Raw genomic sequence first — 14,675 nt, forward strand, 5'->3', positions numbered from 1 at the left:
TATGCCGACGCTCGAAGACATCCGCCAGGCCGCCACGGAGCTTGAGGGACGGATCCAACGCACCCCGATGCTGACCTCGTCCGCCCTGAACGAACGGTTCGCGGCCGACCTCGTGCTCAAGGCCGAGTTGTTCCAGAAGACCGGGAGCTTCAAGGTCCGCGGACTGCTGACGAAGCTCTTGCGGTTGACGACCGAGGAGCGCGAGCGCGGTGTCATCACGGTGTCGGCGGGCAACGCGGCGGGCGCGCTGGCCTGGGCGGCACGAAACGCCGGGGTGCCGGCGACGGTGGTGATGGCGGCGACCGCCGTACCGGCGAAGATCGACGCGGCCCGCGGCTACGGCGCGACCGTCGAGCTCGTCGGGGGTGACCTGATGGCGCAGTACGAGCGGATCCGGGACGAGCGGCAGCTGGCCGGCGTGCACCCGTTCGACGACGAGGACGTCATCCTGGGGCACGCCGGCCTCGGCCTGGAGCTGTTGGCGGACCGCCCGGACATCGACACCGTCCTGGTTCCGGTGGGCGGCGGCGGACTGATCTCGGGGGTCGCGACGGCGGTGAAACTGATGAAGCCGGCGATCCGCGTGATCGGGATCGAGCCGGAGCAGGCCGACGTGGTCAGCCGCAGCCTCGCGGCCGGCGTACCGCAGAAGCTCCTGACCGCTCGATCGATCGCCGACGGCCTCGCCGCACCCGTCTGCGGCACCCGCAACCTCCCGCTCATCCAGCAGTACGTCGATGACGTCGTCCGCGTGTCCGAAGACGCACTGCTCGAGGCGACGCGCCTGGTCATGTCACGGACCAAGCTCGCCCTCGAACCGGCTGCCGCGGCACCCTTCGCGGCGCTGCTCGAAGGCCTCCGACCCGAAGGAGTCACGGCCGCCGTGGTGAGCGGCGGCAACCTGGACGTCGCGAAGCTGAGGTTCTAGGCGGTTGCGAGGTCGGCTCTGGCGCGGGATCTGACGCCGTCGCTGGGATCGTCGACCACGTCACCGTGGCGTACCGGATCGTTCTCCGGGAGGAGGATGTCGCGGGCGACCACCAGCATCAGCCAGAGGGTGCCGGCCATCCGCAGGATCACCGAGAGCCAGTAGATCCGGTCCGGGACCTGCGGATCACCAGGCGCCAGGAACTGCGCCAGATGCATCCACACCAGCATCCAGTAGAAGCATTCGCAGGCCTGCCAGATCAGCCAATCACGCAGCCGCGGCCGAGCCAGTGCCACGAGCGGCAGCAGCCACAGCACGTACTGCGGTGAGTAGACCTTGTTGATCAGCAGGAACGCCGCCACGACCAGGAACGCGAGCTGCGCGAATCTGGGCGGCCGGGGCGCCATCAGGCCGAGGATCGCGATCGACAGGCACAACCCGGCGAAGATCACGATGTTCAGCTGATTGACGTCCGCGACCTCGTGCTTGGCCAGCTTGAGGACGTACCAGATCGAGCCGTAGTCGCTCTCCCGCTCGTCGTTGAACTGCCAGAACGACAACCACTCGTTCTTCGCGAGCAGGTAGATCGGCGCGTTCACGAGGCCCCACGCGACCGCTGCCGCCACCGTCGCCTGGATCCACGGCCACAGCTTCCGGCCACGGATGCAGACGATCAGCAACGGGCCGAGCAGCAGGAACGGGTAGAACTTCGCCGCCGTCCCCAGCCCGAGCAGTACGCCGAACCAGATGGGTTTCCCGCGCGACCACGCGAACATCGCCCCGGCGGTCAACGCGACCGCGAACAGGTCCCAGTTGATCGTCGAAGTCAGTGCGAGCGCCGGGGCCGCGGCGACGTACAGGGCGTCCAAAGGCTGCCCACGAGCCGCGCCCGGGCGTTTTTCGACTCCGCGCGCGGTCGCGACCGTGAGGCCGACGATCAGCAGCGCACAGAGGAACAGCAGCACGGTGTTGACCAGGAAGAACACCCCGGCCGTGTCGCGCTTCTGCTCGACGGTCAGGTCCTTCTTCGGGTCGCCGGTGATCACCCAGGTGAGCTGCGCCGCGACCTCCATGAAGCCGCCGGTCAGCACCGGGTACTCCAGCACCGGGTAGTTGCCGGTGTCGAGGAACGGCCGGTTACCCTCCGCGAAGCCGCGCTCCTGGTACAGGAACCCGATGTCGGAGTAGCAGAGCGCCTTGAACGGCCGCCAGCTCTGGCGGTCCCAGCCGGCCTCCATGCAGGGCGCCTTCTGCAGCACACCGAGCCCGAAGGTGATCGTGCACACGGCAAGCGCGATCCGCAGCGGCGTCCACCACGACGAGCTGAGCCGGGCGAACCGCCCTGACGGTCCACCGAGCCCGACGGTCAGGCCGGCGACGGCCGGATCAGCCTCCGACGGCGTCTGCGCGGGCTCGCGTTGTGGTCCGGTCACGGTGGGCATCATCTCCTATCGGCCACCTGGCGACCAGGAGAGGTTACCCACCTGTCACCAGCGGACCCCGCAACCGTCCTCGTGCGCGTGTCAGTCGGGCGGTTCCAGGCGGGCGAGCCAGGTGGTGAGGAGCTTCTCCAGCTGAGCGGTCTCGTCCGGTGTGAGCGCCTCCAGGAGGCGTTGCTCGTTGGCCATGTGGGCGGTGAAGGCCTTGTCGATCAGCCGCCGGCCGCCCGGGGTCAGGCGGACCACCCGGCCGCGGCCGTCGGCGTCACTGCGGCGGCGATGGACCAGGCCGGCTTCCTCGAGCCGGTCGACCCGCTTGGTGACCGCACCTGTGGTCACCATCGTGTGCAGCGCAATCTCCCCCGGCGCCCGCTCGTACGGCGCTCCCGCACGCCGTAGCGCCGCGAGGACGTCGAACTCCCCCTCGGTCAGTCCGTACTTCGCGTAGAGCAGCGTCAGCTCGCCGGTGAGCTGGTTCGCGATCCGGTGCAGCCGCCCGATCACACCCTGCGGGGCGGTGTCGACATCCGGTCGCTCGACCTGCCACTCCGCCTGGATTCTCGCTACGTGGTCCACGGGTTCCACTATATCTTCCCGGGAAGATATAGTGTTTTCCATGGAAGATACCTTCCGCTGGAGCCTCGTCACCGCGATCGCGCCGATCGCCTGGGGCACGAACTACTTCGTCACCCACGAGTACCTGCCGGCCGGACATCCCTTGTACGGCGCGGTGTTCCGCGCACTGCCCGCGGGCCTCCTCCTGCTCGCGCTCGCCCGCCGCCTCCCCCGCGGCGTCTGGTGGTGGCGATCGCTGTTGCTCGGGATCTGCAACATGGGCGCGTTCTTCGCGCTGATCTACCTCGCGTCCCAGCTGCTCCCGGTCAGCCTCGCGTCGACGATCATGTCCGCGGCGCCGTTCACCATGGCGCTCTTCGCCTGGGGCCTGCTCGCGGAACGCCCGACCGCTCAAATCCTGATCGGCGCAACCGCCGGGATCGCGGGCGTCCTACTGCTGCTCGGCGCCGGATCGACCGCGGTCGACCTGCGCGGTGTGGCGGCGTCGGCAGCCGCACTGACGATGTCCTCGTGCGGCTACGTCCTGGCCAAGAAGTGGGGCCGAGCCAGTGCGGGTCCGCTCGCGACGACCTCGTGGCAGCTGATCGCCGGCGGTGTCGTCCTGATCCCGTTCGCGATCGTCGTCGAAGGCGCCCCACCACAACTCGACGGACCGGCCGTCGCCGGTTTCGCGTACGTCGGACTCGTCGCGACCGCACTCGCGTTCACGGCCTGGTTCGCGGGCCTCAGCAGGCTCCCCGCGGCCACCGTCGGACTGATCGGGCTCCTCAACCCGGTGACCGGCGTACTACTCGGTGTGCTGGTCTCCGGGGACGTACTGAACCTGCGACAGGTCGGCGGGCTCGCCCTGGTGCTGCTCGGCATCACACTCAGCCAAGTCAGGGTGAACCCGCCGACCCCCTTCGGTCGGGTGCGTCAGCTGGACGTGACGGAGTAGGAGTTGGTGGTGAAGTTGAGGCCGCCGGACGACGACGTGATCTCGAAGCCGAACTGGACTTCGCCGACGGTCGCATCACCCATCCAGCCCTGGCTGCGGATCCAGTTCAGGACGGCCTTGATGTCGACGGAGCCGGAGTTGGTGTTGGAGGTGCGGAGGAACGAGAAGACCGCGTTGGCGCCGTTGCTGCCGCGATAGACGTCCCAGGTGTGGCCGCCGACGCTGAGCGTGGTCTGCTTGCTGCCGATCGGGCCGACCGCGCCCTGCTTGTTCATCCACAGCATGATCTCGTAGGCGTTGTTCCCGGCCCAGATGTCGTAGGTCGACGAGTACGAGCCACTGCCTGGCCGGGACACGTTGAAGCTGCTGGTGAGCGTGCCGAGGGCACTGACCGGCTTGCCGATGTTGCGGGCGGAGTGCGGGTACGACTTCACGCCGCCGGTGTTCGGGTGGTCGGCCCAGACTCCCCAGTTGCTGTAGGAGTTGGCCCAGATGGTCTGCGGTCCGGCGCCACCGCCCCAGACATCATTGCGGACGGTGTAACCGCCGTTGGACCAGCTACCGAACTTGTCCGACGACGACCACGCGGCCGCATGGGCCGGTGCCGCGGTCACCAGGCCGGCGGCCAGTACTGTCAGTACCGCGATTGCTGCTTTCCACCATCTCTGCATTTCCATTCCTCTCGTCGAGTCCGGCCGGCGGCCGGACCTTGGGCGAACGCAGGGGAACAAATGGGGTGTCGAAGCGCTTCGACTGGGGTAGAACTGGGACAGGCTCAGGAAAGGGGACGACGTGGTCACGATCGCCGACGTCGCGCGGCACGCCGGGGTTGCGGCCAGCACGGTCTCGTACGTGCTCAGTGGCAAGCGGACGATCTCGACCGACACCCGGGAGCGCGTGCAGCGCAGCGTCCGCGCACTCGGCTACCGCCCGAACGCGAGCGCCCGCGCCCTGGCCAGCCAACGGTCCAACGTGCTCGCGCTGGTGATCCCGCTCCGCACCGGCATGCACGTCCCGGTGATGATGCAGTTCGCCGCCGCGGTCGTGACCACGGCCCGCCGGTACGACCACGACGTACTGCTGCTGACCGCCGACGAAGGGCCGGAAGGTCTCGAGCGGGTCGCGCAGAGCTCGCTCGTGGACGCACTCGTGGTCATGGACATCGAGCTCGCCGACGAACGGGTCCCGGTCCTCCGGGAGCTGCCGATGCCCTCGGTGCTGATCGGTTACCCGGACGACGCCGACGGACTCACCTGTATCGACCTGGACTTCGTGGCGGCCGGCGCGCACTGTGTCGACCACCTGGCCGACCTCGGCCACCGCTCGCTGGCCCTGCTCGGGACGCCGTCCGCGGTGTACGAACGGCAGACGGGCTTCGCGCAACGGACGCTGACCGGTTTCGCGGACGCCGCCGAACGACGCGGCGTGGTCGGCGTCGAGACGCCCTGTGAGCACACGTTCGACGCCATCCTGCACACGGTGCGTGAGCTGCTCGACGAGCACCCGGACATCACCGGCCTGGTGGTGCAGAACGAGCCGATCATCGGACCGCTCCTGGACGTCCTGCGCCGGCTCGGCCGCCGGGTCCCCGACGACATGTCGCTGGTGGCGATCTGCGCGGACGACGTCGCCGAGCGGCAGGTTCCGCAGTTGTCGTCGGTCTCGATCCCGGCGGAGCGCATCGGCGACCAGGCGGTCGAGTCGCTGATCACGAAGCTCGAGGGCGGCGACGTACCGGCGTTGACCCTGCTGCCACCGGCGCTGACGGCCCGCGAGAGCAGCTGCCAGGCGCCTCACCGCGATCTCACCACCGCGTAGCCACCAGGCGGCAACGGCAGCTCGCCGACGACCAGCTCGCTCCCATCGGCCGGTACGGCGACCTGCGTGTCACCGTGGTTGATCAGGAACGTCCACGTGGTGTCGCCGGCCCGGCGCCGTACCGTCTCGATCGGCGACGTCGACCGGCCCAGCAACCTCGCGGCGGTCTCGTCGTCCACCTCGGTCGACACGTACCAGGCGACACCCGCGCCGAACTCGTGACGCGTGATCGCGGGCTTGCCGTCCAGCACGCCACCGGCGTACCGATCGATCACCTCCGCGGACACGGCCTGGACGTCCTCGCTCCACACCCGCCCGCACCCACCGGACGACAAGGCGATCTCGCCGTCGATCGGCAGCGGGTGGAACCCCTCCACCCGGACGCCGAGAAGGTCCGTGAACGCCCCCGGATACCCTCCGAGCCGAACCCGCAGCTCGGGATCCACGATCCCGCTGAAGTACCCGACCACCAGGTGTCCGCCACCTTCGACATACGCGGTGAGCGCTGCTGCGGATTCGTCGCTGACCAGATACAGGCTGGGGACGACAACTGTCGTGTACGACGAGAGATCCGCGGTGGGCGACGCGAAGTCGACCGTCACGCCGGCACGCCAGAAGTGCCGGTGCGCGGATCGTGCCGCGGTCAGGTAGTCCAACGCCGACGACGGCAGGTGGGTACCCTGCATCGCCCACCAGCACTCGACGTCCCAAAGGATCGCGACCTCGGCCTCGACGGTGCTCTCGGCAACTTCAGCCAACTGCGGCAGCACCGCGCCGAGCTCCGCGACTTCGGTGAAGATCCGGCTGTCCGGCCCGGCATGCGGGACCATCGCCGAGTGGTACATCTCGGACCCGCCGCGCGACGCCCGCCACTGGAAGAACAACGCACCCTGCGAGCCTCGCGCGATGTGCGACAAACTGTGCCGTGCCATCCGGCCCGGCTCTTTCGCCTGCAACCGGCGTCCGTCGTTGAGCGTTCCGGCCGCCTGCTCCATCAGCAGCCACGGCCTGCCCCCGGCCCACGACCGGGCCAGGTCCGCGGCGAAAGCCGTCTGCTCCTCCGCACCGGTCCCGGTCTGATCCGGATAGTTGTCGATGGCCACGATATCGACCGCCTCGGCCCACTGGGCGTGATTCACCGGCACCCAACCGCCGAAGACGAAGTTCGTCGTGATCGGCAGCTCCGATAACGTCCGCAGTTCGGCCTTCTGCTCGAGGAACGCCGCCAGCAACTCGTCCGACCAGAACCGCCGGTAGTCCAGGAACTGGGTCGGATTCACCAGATACTGCGTTTTCCGCGGTGGCTCGATGTCCGTCCAGTCGGCGTACCCCTGGCTCCAGAAGGCGGTCGTCCACGCGGCGTTGAGCCGGTCCAGGTCGCCGTACCGCTCCCGGAGCCACCCGCGAAAACGTTCCGCTGCGAGCGAGCAGTGACACGTGGACCCGTACTCGTTGTGCACGTGCCACATCGCGAGGGCCGGGTGATCGTGATACCGCTCGGCCAGCATCCGCGCGATCCCCCGTGCGGCGTCCCGGTACGCCGGCGCGCACGCGCAGTACGTGTCCCGGCTGCCGTGGGTCAGGCGTACGCCGTCCGCTGTGACCGGCATCGCCTCCGGGTGCAACCGACTGAACCACGGCGGCGGTGATGCGGTCGGGGTGGCCAGGTCGACGCTGACGCCACCGTCGTGCAGCAGGTCGAGCACCTGGTCGAGCCAGCCGAACTCGTACTGCCCCGGCGTGGGCTCCAGCGACGACCACGAGAACACCCCGACGGTCACCAGGTTCACGCCGGCCTGCCGCATGAGGGCGACGTCTTCCTTCCACACCCCCGGATCCCACTGCTCGGGGTTGTAGTCGCCGCCGTACCAGAGTCGTCTCATACCGGCTCACCGTAGGGGATCCCGAATCCGTTCGTGGACAGGTACACCCGCCCGTAGACCCGCGGATCACCAGCGATCGCGTCACCGGTGGAGGCGTACTGGTGCCGGTCGTCGTTCACGCGCACCCAGGAGGCGCCACTGTCGTCCGACCGGTAGATCCCGCGGACGCCGTCGACCTTCCCGGACGTGTACGCGGCCATCTCCCGGCGTCGCGGCGCGGCCTTGCCGAAGCCGATGGTGTACGCCTCCTCGATCGTTGTCACGGGTAAGTACGTCGACCCGCGATCGACCGATCGGTACAGCCCACCGGCGCCGGCCGCGAGCCAGCAGTGTCCGGCCTGATCCAGCACGGTCTCGAGCTTTCCGGCGCCCGTCGGCAGACCGGTTGCCGTCGCCGTGAAGGCGGCGCCTCCGTTCGTGCTCACGTACGCCGTACCGGTCGCCGGATCGAACCCGTAGAAGACGCTCCCGTCGACCCGATCGCCGACGATCACCGATCCGGCAGGCAGACCGGCGACGGCGATCCAGGTCGCTCCGCGGTCACGTGAGTAGTGCGCGAGGACATCACCCGGTGCCCAGACGATCGTTCGTGCGTCGGCGCCGACCGCGACGCGACCCGGCTGCGTCATACCGGGCGGCTCGCCAGCGAACGGCTGCCAACTGCTCCCGGCATCGGTCGAGTACGCGCCCCGCTCGCCGGCGTTCGCGTTCGCCAGCCGGACGACGAATCCGGGCGCGAATGCCGCGTAGTCCAGACTCGGCGACGTCCCACTGACCGGATTCGCCGCCTGCCCATCCGGAGGTACGACGTCCAACCGGTCGTGCCGGTAGACCCCGATGTCCCCGAGCGCGCTGATCAACGGCGGACCCCACGGCGGACTGATCAGATCGAGGACGGCCGTCTCCTCGAGTCCCTGCGCGCGGACCGACCAGTGCGTACTGCGGCCCGCCTCCGCCCCGGTCACGTCGTCGGTGCCGAAGATCGTCGCACCGGTCACGTACAGGACCTTGTCCGAGTCGAACGGATCGATCGAGATGTCACCGATCATCCAGCCGAGCTTCGCGGTGCCGTGGAAGTCCAGGTACGGCGCTCCGGACGTGTCGAGCACGATCCGCTCGCCGATGGAATGCCAGGTCCGGCCGCCGTCGACGGACCGGAAGATGTCGTCCACCGGACCCCACCGGCTCATCGTCGACACCATCACCGTGCCGGGCTTGCGCGGGTCGGTGGCGAGACCGCCGTACCCGAATCCGGCTTCGCCACCCGTGTTCGGTCGCAGCGGAGTGATGTCGGTCCATTCGCCGGTCGCGGTGTTCAGCTTGTGGACGGCGCCGTCGTACATCTCGTACGGCCCGGGGAGATCGCCGTACGTGACGTAGAGGTTGCCGTCGGCCCCCAATTCGCCGTGATGGGGCAACAGCCCGGTCGGCTGCCCGGGGACCGTCGCCCAGGTGCGGCCCGCATCGGTGCTGCGGTAGAGCGGGTTCACCGGATCCGCGACGCCGGCGTAGATCGTGCCGTCGCGCCGGTCGAAGAAGACGAAACCGATGCCGATGCCGGGGTTCCCGGTCACCGGGAAACCGTCCACCCGGGACCAGGTCACGCCGCGATCGCCGCTACGCCACAGCCCCTGATTGCGGGTACCGAACAGCAGCACGCGGCCGTCGCGGGGGTCGACGACGAGTCGCTCGCCCATCGAGCGGCCGGGCTCGTTGCCGCCGAGCTTGAACGGCAGGTCGGTGCGCTCGAAGGTCCGTCCCTGATCGCACGACCGCAGGATCGCACCGTTGATCGGCGACCACTCGTTGGTGTAGGTGCCGACCGCGAGATACAGCCGTTGCGGATCCTCCGGATCGAGCGCGAGACTCTCGACCCCGGTCCAGTTCCACTCGTCCCAGCCGATCCAGTGCAGCAACTGCACCCAGCGCCCGGTGCGGTTGTCGAACCGCACGGCTCCGCCGATGTCGGTCCGCGCGTACACCAGACCGCGCTTCCCCGGATGGTGGACGATCCCGGTGACGAAGCCGCCCCCGACGATCTCCACGTTCCGCCACCGGTAGCGGCCCGCCGCGGCTGCGCCCGCTGCCGATGCGGTCGTCGTCGACGCCGCGGCCAGAGCCGTACCGGTGCCGAGGGCAAGGAAATGCCGTCGTGCCAGGTTCATCGTGACCTCATCCCTTCACCGCGCCGATGATGACGCCCTTCTGGAAGTGCCGCTGGATGAACGGGTAGACCAGCAGGACCGGCACGATCGCGATCACCACGATCGCCATCTTGATCGCCAGACCGGGCGCCGGTGACAGGCCCGCGATGCCGGTCGCCACTCCGCCTGCACCCGTCGGCAGCGGCTGCTGCTGCACGATGTAGGTCCGCAACACCATCTGCAGCGGCCACTTGCTGTTGTCGTTGATGTACAGCAACGCGTTGAAGAACGCGTTCCAGTAGCCGACCGCGTAGAACAGCCCGACCACGGCGACCACGGCCTTCGACAACGGCAGCACGATCCGCCGCAGGATCGCGAACTCGCCGGCCCCGTCGATCCGGGCACTGTCGATCAGCTCACTCGGGATGCCCATGAAGAACGACCGCATCACGATCAGGTTGAACGCCGAGATCGCGGCCGGCAGGATCAGCGACGCGTAGTGGTCGATCAGCCCGAGCGCGTTGACCACGAGATAGCTCGGGATGATGCCCGGCCCGAACAGGAACGTGAGCAGCACGATGAACAGCAGCGGCCGGTGGAACAACGATCCCGGCCGCGACAGCCCGTACGCCGCGAGCACGGTGATCCCGAGGCTGAACGCCGTACCGATCACGGTGATCCCGACGCTGATCAGCAGCGCCTTCGTCACCACTCCGCCGGACAGCAACTGCACGTACGCCGCCAGGGTCAGCTCCCGTGGTACGACGACCAGTCCACCGGCCCGGGTCACCGCCTCGGTCGTGGACAGGCTCGTCACCACCACGACGTACAACGGGAACGCGACTGCCAACGCGATCAACGCCAGCACCACCGGCTTCCCGAACCGCCCGACCGGAGTCGGTTCTTCCTCCCAGACAGCTCGTGCACTCATGACTTGGAATACACCCCCTGCTCGCCCACCATGTGGGCGAATCGGTTGGCCACCAGGACGAGGACGAGGCCTACGACGCCCTTGAAGAGGCCGGCCGCGGCGCCGTAGCCGAAGTCGCCAACGAGCAGGCCCTGGTAGTAGACGTACGTGTCGAGTACCTCCGCGGCGCCGCCGCCGACAGCGCTGCGCTGCAGGATGAACTGCTCGAACCCGACCGTCAGCGCGTCACCCAGTCGCAGGATCAGCAGCAGGACGATCACCGGGCGCAGACCCGGCAGCGTGATGTGCCAAAGCCGGCGCCAGCGGTTCGCGCCGTCGGCCGCGGCGGACTCGTAGAGCTCCGGACTGATCGTCGACAGCGCCGCGAGGAACACGATCATCCCCCAGCCCGCGTCCTTCCAGACGGCTTGCGCGGTGACGAGCAGGATGAACGTGTCCGGTTTCGTCATCAGGTCGATCGCCTGGTGCCCGTGGTCGCGCAAGGTCTGGGCGAGCAGGCCGGCGCCGCCGATCATCTGCTGGAACAGCGACACGACCAGCACCCACGAGAAGAAGTGCGGCAGGTAGACGACGCCCTGGATGAGGTTGCGGAGCTTCGACGACAGGACGCTGTTCAGCAGCAGCGCCAGGGCGATCGGGATCGGGAAGAAGAACGCGAGCTGGACCGCGGTGATCGAGACGGTGTTCGCGACCGCCTTCCAGAACGCGGGTTCGGCGAACATCCGCTGGAAGTTCCCGAACCCGATGAACTCGCTGCCGCGAATCCCGGCGTACGGCGAGTAGTCCTGGAAGGCGATCACGTTCCCGAGCGTCGGGAAGTAGTGGAAAACGCCCAGCAGAACCACCACCGGCAGAACCATCACCAGCAACGGCCAGTCCCGCCGCAGCCGGTGCCGGAAAGTCATCCCGCCGGCCCGGGCCGTTCGCGCCCTGGCACCACGCACCCGCACCCTACCGACCGTTGTCACTGAGGACCTTCGCGTAGAAGTCGCGGCCTTCGTTGCCGCCGTTGTCCTGCCACTGCTTGACGGCGGTCTTCAACTCGCTGACCGGCTTGCGACCGCGGTAGATGTCCTGCAGGGCGTCGTCGAACGGCTGGTTCAGCGCCGCCATCTTGGCCGGCTGCTCGACCCGGATCCCGTCGAACAGGTTCTTCTCACGCACCTTGGCCGCGGTGTTCTGCCAGGCGCTCATCGACTCGACGTACCCCGGGTACTCGCTCTCGGTGATCGCCGTCGGACGGCCGCCCAGGAAGATGTAGGTCTGCGAGACCTCCTTCTGTCCCAGGGCGGTGAGCTTCGGGGCACCGGACGGCTGCTTCGTGTAGTGCTTGCCCTCGACACCGTAGTTGTAGAGCACGTACTCCTCGGTCCCGAACGGCGCCGCCGTGTAGTTCAGCACGCCGAGCAACTCCTTGACGCGCTCCTCGCCGAGCCCCTTCTTCACGAAGGTGAAGATGCCGGCGGGATCGCCGGCCCACGTGATCGGCGTACCTCCGTCGTGCGCGAACGGCATCACCGGCTGCGGGTTGAACTTCGGGTTGACCGTCTGCTGCCGCTGCAGCGACTCGTGCCAGCCACCCGTCCCGTTCTGCCGGATCAGGAACTTGCCGCCCTCGAACAGCGCGTTCTCGTCCGCTCCGGCGTTCGCGACCACTTCCGGGTGCACGTATCCCGACTGGAACAGCCTCCGGATGAACGCCACCGCCTCCTCGAACTGCGGTGTCTCGATCTTGTTGACCAGCTTGCCGCTGGGGTCCTTGATCCAGCCGCCCGGCGCGCCGAACGCCCGGTGGACCTCGTCGGCGACCGAGCCGAACGCCCACCGGCCCGCCTTCGCGTCGGTCAGTTGCTTGCCCAGCGCGAGCAGGTCGTCGGCGCTCTTCGGCGGCTCCGCGCCGAGCTGGTCGAGGATGTCCTTGCGGTACATCATCATCCAGGGGAACCCCTCGGACGGGAACGGCACCGCCTTCAGCTGCGAGTTCCAGACGCCGTACGCCCAGGCCCGGGTCGGCAGGTTCGCCAGCATCGGGTACGCCGACACCTTGTCGCCGGCCAGGTGCGGTGTGAGGTCCTCGAACAGCTTGTCCGCGGCCTGGCCGAACCGGGTCAGGCTGGAGATGTTCCAGCCCGGGATGCAGAGCAGCTCCGGAATGTTGCCGGCTGCAAGGATCGGTCCGAGCTTGTCCCCGTAGTCGTTGCCGTTCAGGATGTTGAACTTGACCGGCGCGCCGATCCGTTCGTTGTTCGCCTCGAAGTACGAATTGCCGGCCAGCGGCGGGATCGGGCTCCACAGCGGCGTCATCGCCGTTACTTCCTTGCCGCTCGGCACCATCTTGTCCGGCACCGCCCGGCGCAGCTCGCTCGGATAGTGCGAGAAGCCCGGCGAGGCGCCGTTCTCGCCCGGCAGGTCCGGCTTGACCGATTCGTACGGGGTGTACTTCGGCAGCAGACCGGACAGCTTGTCCTCGGTCTCGGCGCGGCCCGTCGTACTGGACCCGGAACCGCCGTTCGAGCATCCGGTCAGCGTCGCCCCGCCCGCGGCCGCCGCCGCGCCGACGCCGAGCAGGGAGATGAAGGTGCGGCGGCTGGTGCCGCCGATCACTGGTCCGGTCACGTCGCATCCCCTAGACTTAGTTGGGCTAGTAGCCAAACAAATTAACGCAGAGCCGACAGCGCGACAAGGTGTAGAACTAACCCAGACCCAAATCTCGGAAGCACAGCTCGGACGGGACGGACCTTGAGCACACAGACCGCGGACCACACCGACATCCGCGCCACCAACCTGGCGGCGGTGCTCGGCCACCTGCGCCGGGAAGCCCCGTGCTCGCGGGCCGCGATCGCGGCCGGGACCGGGCTGAACAAGGCGACCGTGACGAGCATTGTCGGCGACCTGCTGGAGCGCCGGCTGGTCCGCGAGACGCAGCAGACCCAGAACCACGTCGGCCGCCCGGCGACGCTGCTCGTGCTCGACGGTTCGGCGTACGCGACGATCGGGCTCGAGGTCGGCGCACGCGGTCTGACCGCGCTCGGCTGCGACGCTGCCGGCGAGCAGATCCTGCGCTGGCATCGCGCCGGACCAGGCGTCGACGCAGGCCCGGCCAAGACCATCGCCGCCGTGGTCGCGCTGGCCCGCCGGGCGATCACGACCGTGCAGTCCTCCGGCCGTCAGGTCCTCGGCATCACGGTCGGCGTACCCGGCCTGGTCAATCGCGACGGCGCCGTCGTGCTCGCCGCCGGACTCGGCTGGACCGACGTACCGCTGCGGGCCGAGCTCGCGGCGGCGCTCGGGCGACCCGACATCCCGGTGACGGTCGACAACGACGCGTCGCTGGGCGTGCTGGCCGAGCATCTCTACGGCCCGTACGCCGGTACGGCGAACCTCGTCCAGCTCACCGGCGACACGGGGGTCGGCGCGGGCATCATCGCCGACGGCCGCCCGCTCGCCGGGCATCTCGGGTACGTCGGCGAGATCGGGCACCTGCGCCTGGTCCCGGACGGACCGGCGTGTGGTTGCGGACGCCGCGGATGTCTCGAGGCGCTCGCCAGCCTGCCGGCGATCCTGGAGCAGGTCGACGGCAGTATCGACGACGACCCGCAGCACCAGCTCGAGACGCTGATCCGGCGCGCCGACGCCGACGACGCCGCTGTCGCGAAGGTGCTCGCCGAGGCGGGGACCCACCTCGGCCACGGGATCGCGGCGCTGGTCAACATCCTCAATCCCGAGGTCGTACTGCTCGGCGGTGCCTACGCACTGCTCGCCGGCCACCTGGCGCCGGCCATCGACAAGGCTCTCCGTGAAGCCAGCATCGCGCCCGACGCCGGGGGCTGCACCGTCACCGCGTCGACCTTCCCGCACACCGCCACTCCCCTGGGCGCCACCGCCCACGCCCTCACCCCGCTGACCCGGGGTCGCCTCCCAGCGAGGTCTTGACCGTCAGCGCCCGGGATGCAACCCTCTGTTCACGCCCGTCTGTCGAAGCGCTTCGACCAGCTTCCGCCGCCCGGTTGAATCGAAGC

The 14,675-nt window shown here is 68.8% G+C and carries 12 protein-coding genes; 4 read left to right on the plus strand and 8 right to left on the minus strand.

Going from position 1 to position 14,675, the window contains the following annotated elements:
• The first annotated feature begins 1 nt into the window (after position 1).
• Complete coding sequence (locus tag E0H45_RS20450; RefSeq protein ID WP_131339536.1) at positions 2-928, plus strand: pyridoxal-phosphate dependent enzyme; 927 nt, start codon at positions 2-4, stop codon at positions 926-928.
• Here E0H45_RS20450 and E0H45_RS20455 read toward each other — a convergent pair.
• A complete protein-coding gene (locus tag E0H45_RS20455) occupies positions 925-2,370 on the minus strand; it encodes a glycosyltransferase family 87 protein (RefSeq protein ID WP_131340651.1) in 1,446 nt (481 codons plus the stop codon). The two genes, E0H45_RS20450 and E0H45_RS20455, sit on opposite strands and share 4 nt — an antisense overlap.
• Positions 2,371-2,451: 81 nt before the next feature.
• The gene (locus E0H45_RS20460) at positions 2,452-2,943 is read right to left on the minus strand and encodes a MarR family winged helix-turn-helix transcriptional regulator (protein WP_238155116.1); all 492 of its coding nucleotides are present in this window, start codon (positions 2,941-2,943) and stop codon (positions 2,452-2,454) included.
• A gap of 40 nt (positions 2,944-2,983) precedes the next feature.
• On the opposite strand from E0H45_RS20460, the gene E0H45_RS20465 reads away from it, so the two are divergent.
• Complete coding sequence (locus E0H45_RS20465; protein WP_131339541.1) at positions 2,984-3,880, plus strand: DMT family transporter; 897 nt, start codon at positions 2,984-2,986, stop codon at positions 3,878-3,880.
• On the opposite strand, the gene E0H45_RS20470 is transcribed toward E0H45_RS20465, so the two are convergent.
• Positions 3,859-4,551, minus strand: coding sequence for a glycoside hydrolase family 12 protein (locus E0H45_RS20470; protein ID WP_131339543.1), 693 nt, complete (start codon positions 4,549-4,551; stop codon positions 3,859-3,861). The genes E0H45_RS20465 and E0H45_RS20470 overlap by 22 nt on opposite strands.
• A gap of 121 nt (positions 4,552-4,672) precedes the next feature.
• Between E0H45_RS20470 and E0H45_RS20475 the strand changes: the two genes are divergently transcribed.
• Positions 4,673-5,698 (plus strand): LacI family DNA-binding transcriptional regulator, encoded by a 1,026-nt coding sequence (locus tag E0H45_RS20475; RefSeq protein WP_131339545.1) that lies wholly within the window; start codon positions 4,673-4,675, stop codon positions 5,696-5,698.
• Here the strand turns inward: E0H45_RS20475 and E0H45_RS20480 are convergent.
• The 5 genes from E0H45_RS20480 to E0H45_RS20500 are packed head-to-tail and all read right to left on the minus strand — an operon-like array spanning position 5,674 to position 13,272.
• Complete coding sequence (locus E0H45_RS20480) at positions 5,674-7,581, minus strand: beta-galactosidase (RefSeq protein WP_131339547.1); 1,908 nt, start codon at positions 7,579-7,581, stop codon at positions 5,674-5,676. The genes E0H45_RS20475 and E0H45_RS20480 overlap by 25 nt on opposite strands.
• A complete protein-coding gene (locus E0H45_RS20485) occupies positions 7,578-9,746 on the minus strand; it encodes a WD40/YVTN/BNR-like repeat-containing protein (RefSeq protein WP_131339549.1) in 2,169 nt (722 codons plus the stop codon). Before E0H45_RS20485 ends, E0H45_RS20480 begins: the two co-directional genes overlap by 4 nt.
• Positions 9,747-9,753: 7 nt before the next feature.
• Positions 9,754-10,656 (minus strand): carbohydrate ABC transporter permease, encoded by a 903-nt coding sequence (locus E0H45_RS20490; protein WP_131339551.1) that lies wholly within the window; start codon positions 10,654-10,656, stop codon positions 9,754-9,756.
• Entirely contained in the window at positions 10,653-11,561 is a 909-nt protein-coding gene (locus E0H45_RS20495) for an ABC transporter permease (protein ID WP_131339553.1), read from the minus strand. The genes E0H45_RS20490 and E0H45_RS20495 overlap by 4 nt, the downstream gene beginning before the upstream one ends.
• A 46-nt stretch (positions 11,562-11,607) precedes the next feature.
• Complete coding sequence (locus E0H45_RS20500; RefSeq protein ID WP_131339555.1) at positions 11,608-13,272, minus strand: type 2 periplasmic-binding domain-containing protein; 1,665 nt, start codon at positions 13,270-13,272, stop codon at positions 11,608-11,610.
• 123 nt (positions 13,273-13,395) lie between these two features.
• On the opposite strand from E0H45_RS20500, the gene E0H45_RS20505 reads away from it, so the two are divergent.
• Positions 13,396-14,589 (plus strand): ROK family transcriptional regulator, encoded by a 1,194-nt coding sequence (locus tag E0H45_RS20505; protein ID WP_131339557.1) that lies wholly within the window; start codon positions 13,396-13,398, stop codon positions 14,587-14,589.
• Positions 14,590-14,675: the final 86 nt, after the last annotated feature.

This window comes from Kribbella soli (assembly GCF_004331345.1).
Classification (GTDB): Bacteria; Actinomycetota; Actinomycetes; order Propionibacteriales; family Kribbellaceae; genus Kribbella; species Kribbella soli.

Excerpts from the sequence above, each read along its gene's own strand:
- E0H45_RS20450 (WP_131339536.1), top strand. The coding sequence starts at position 2 with ATGCCGACGCTCGAAGACATCCGCCAGGCCGCCACGGAGCTTGAGGGA.
- E0H45_RS20455 (WP_131340651.1), bottom strand. The coding sequence starts at position 2,370 with ATGCCCACCGTGACCGGACCACAACGCGAGCCCGCGCAGACGCCGTCG.
- E0H45_RS20465 (WP_131339541.1), top strand. The coding sequence starts at position 2,984 with ATGGAAGATACCTTCCGCTGGAGCCTCGTCACCGCGATCGCGCCGATC.
- E0H45_RS20470 (WP_131339543.1), bottom strand. The coding sequence starts at position 4,551 with ATGCAGAGATGGTGGAAAGCAGCAATCGCGGTACTGACAGTACTGGCC.
- E0H45_RS20480 (WP_131339547.1), bottom strand. The coding sequence starts at position 7,581 with ATGAGACGACTCTGGTACGGCGGCGACTACAACCCCGAGCAGTGGGAT.
- E0H45_RS20485 (WP_131339549.1), bottom strand. The coding sequence starts at position 9,746 with ATGAACCTGGCACGACGGCATTTCCTTGCCCTCGGCACCGGTACGGCT.
- E0H45_RS20490 (WP_131339551.1), bottom strand. The coding sequence starts at position 10,656 with ATGAGTGCACGAGCTGTCTGGGAGGAAGAACCGACTCCGGTCGGGCGG.
- E0H45_RS20495 (WP_131339553.1), bottom strand. The coding sequence starts at position 11,561 with ATGACTTTCCGGCACCGGCTGCGGCGGGACTGGCCGTTGCTGGTGATG.